Consider the following 2,991-nt stretch of genomic DNA (forward strand, 5'->3'; position numbering starts at 1 on the left):
TTCCTCTAGACTTCGCACCAATCACGAGAAGTCTTCACCTTGACCTCTACCGTCCTTAAGTCTATTCATCTGCGTATTGCTGCGTAAAGCACTACCTCTATTCACCATACATTCCCCCTAAAATAAAATATGCGTTCACCCAATGGAGTGAACGCAGCTGCTGACTAAAGGCGTGCTAGACAACACTTCGGGGACTTCGACGCGCATTAGTCCATTGCCCTCTTTAATCGCCTTCATAAGCCGTTTAAAGGCTTCTCTGACTGAAGTGGGTAAATGGTTGCCTGATTCATTTCCAGACAGCGGCGCACGCTTTCCGTTCATGTGATCATGAGAGAGACTGTATAAATTGAAATCTATTGCATGCCACTCATGGACGAGAAATCCCCCACCACGAACGAATCTTATGAACTGTAACTAGTTTTGTCGCTTTTATAGCACTAATTTTGATGTTTTTGTAACTTGTTTTTGGCGCCTTCTGTATTATGTTTTGTCGTTTCGCATGGTTATTGTAAGATGAATTGTCGCAAATCTATGGTTTTCTGCACAAAAAAACACGATACCAAAATGGCTCGTGTTTAAATTTTCAAATTTGTGATACTAAGATGCCTTCAAATTGCAGATTACACTTCTACTTTTTATTGTTTCGTTACCTTCAAGCATAGGTTGTAATGGAATTGTACCTAAGTACAAAACTTTACTATTACTTTAGTAAACGAGCCATGACATTAACATGAAATGATTGATCATTAGCTTATGTGAATTTAATAGATTTTGCAAATCTTCAATTACCAAATAATTGCAATTTAATGACTTTCTCAATAAAATTGTTTTCAGATCTGTTGTTGGTATATTACCAGAAAATACTCCGATAACAAGTATTGGAATAGGAGACAACCAGCTTATTACCTTCTACTCGGATCAAGCTCTCATTCGTTCCATTTGATACGAGCACTGGTACCGTTACACCATTTTCGGATAGCGGAGACTCTTCTGCTGCTTGGACAGACCATGTCGTTGTCAACTACAAGCAACGTAAATTTCCTCAACTATACACCCGTTACCTTAGCAGCTCCAGCAATCCCTCGTACGCACCGCGACACAAAAAAATCGTCAGTTTCTCATAGGAAACTGACGATTCTCATCATTCATTCAACATGGTTACCAACTTGTTATCCCTGATTGTCGGATTGATCATGAGGTACTATGACGGTAACAGATTAAACCGTTTTGTTACCAGCTTTATCGGTAGCTGTATATGTGATGGTATAGATGCGCGACTTCTCCGCACGCAAGCTAAAGGAAGTGGCTGCTGTGCCGAAATTGGCCTGAATGTCGCTTTGACCGCTATCTGGTTGGTTGCTAATAATGGAAGTTAATACCACGGATTCAACGCCTGATGTATCATCACTAGAATTCAGCGTGGCATTGATCGTAACCATTATATAATTCGCTGGCCAAATCGACGTCTTATCCAACTGGACGGAAAGCGCTGGAGCTGTCTTGTCAACATTAAATTCGACCGTTTTGTTTACCTAGTTAACATCTCTTTACATCTCAATCTCTATTGGAAAAACAAGGACTGTCAGCGCCGGTGGCTATGACAGTCCTTGCAATTCTCTAAATTCCTGCTGGAGTGACTTTGCTTACGCAATCATCCTATTTAGATCTCAAACTGAATGTAATTTTAAGAGGCGTTGTTGAAACAAGTGTATAGGTTGAAGGCAATAGAACTTCAACTTGATATTTGCCAGCTTCCAGATTTTTGGTGCTCAAATTAAAGATATATTGATTAGCTGTACTATCATAACGGAAAAGCGTTCCTGTCGAAGCGTCAGTCGAAATCACATCTTCAATATCTGTTCCATCTACATCAGCTGACAAGTAAGTAACTTTTATTGATGCACTTAAATTGGATACGTATTGATTTAAAGCGTCCGTTAGTTGGAATTTTACTGGGACTGTGCTTCCTTGTTTGAAAATACTTTGACCATCCACGTTTATCGGTTGTAAAATTCCACTAAACTTATAGACATTTATTACTTGAACCGTTCTCGTAGCGATTGCTGTGTTTCCAGCATGATCTTGGACAGTGTACGTAATTGAATAGGTACCCTCTTTGGATGTATCAACTGTTCCAGTTGTTACAATCGAGCTCGTTACTTCGCCATCCACATTGTCAGTAGCTGTCGCTCCAGCGTCTGTGTAAGTCGAACCCAAGTAAACTGTTGTAGAATTAGAGTCTGATACCGTTAAGGTCGGAGCCGTCTTGTCGATGCTTACCGTTACCGTATGGGCTTGTTCCACGTTGCCTGCATGATCCACACTCCAATATACAAGCGTATGGACTCCCTCTGTGTTGAACGCAATCGCATTTCCACTTTGTTGGGCGCCACCGTCTACCGTGAGGTAAGTAGCCAATATTCCCGAACCGTCATCTACAGCATTCAAATTGACGGTCGTGTCATGATTGACCCATCCGGCAGGAGCGTTGTCTGTCGTAACAGGAGATATAAAATCAATTACGAGATCCTTGAAGCTTTTTTTGCCGCTGCCGTCAGCAGCCGTCGCAACCACTTTCACAGTCCCGACCTTTTTAGCTGTCAACAATCCATTGGCATCAATTGTCGCTTTATCCGTTAACGTTGTACCATCTGTTTCGTAGACGCTCCATGTGACATTACGGTTTGTTGCATTGGCTGGCAGAACATCAGCTTGCATTTGCAGCGTTCCATCCTTGACTGTGATCGCACTCGCGCCGCCAGCTCCACTTACCGAAATCGAAGAAACCTGCACCGTTTGAGCTGTTGCTTGTAATGCCCATTCCAGGTTTGGATTGTTTAAATCAGCCCATTGATAAAGAGGGGTCCCGTCTGTTAAAGAGCCCGCATTGTCAAGGACCTTACCGCTTGTATGATTTACAAGCTTATAGTAACCGTTCGCAAGCTTGACTACCTTCCATTCAAGATTTGGATGTGAGATATCGGAATACTG

Annotated in this window: 3 protein-coding genes; all 3 read right to left on the reverse strand. The window is 42.0% G+C overall.

The window, feature by feature from the left end:
• Window positions 1-850: 850 nt before the first annotated feature.
• Window positions 851-1,021, reverse strand: coding sequence for a hypothetical protein (locus GC102_RS36955; protein WP_171693931.1), 171 nt, complete (start codon window positions 1,019-1,021; stop codon window positions 851-853).
• 196 nt (window positions 1,022-1,217) lie between these two features.
• The gene (locus GC102_RS36960; RefSeq protein WP_246321340.1) at window positions 1,218-1,439 is read right to left on the reverse strand and encodes a hypothetical protein; all 222 of its coding nucleotides are present in this window, start codon (window positions 1,437-1,439) and stop codon (window positions 1,218-1,220) included.
• A gap of 217 nt (window positions 1,440-1,656) precedes the next feature.
• On the reverse strand, window positions 1,657-2,991 hold a 1,335-nt coding region (locus GC102_RS36965; protein WP_171693932.1), incomplete at its 5' end, for an immunoglobulin-like domain-containing protein.

It is taken from the genome of Paenibacillus germinis (assembly GCF_013141785.1).
Lineage (GTDB): Bacteria > Bacillota > Bacilli > Paenibacillales > NBRC-103111 > Paenibacillus_E > Paenibacillus_E phytorum.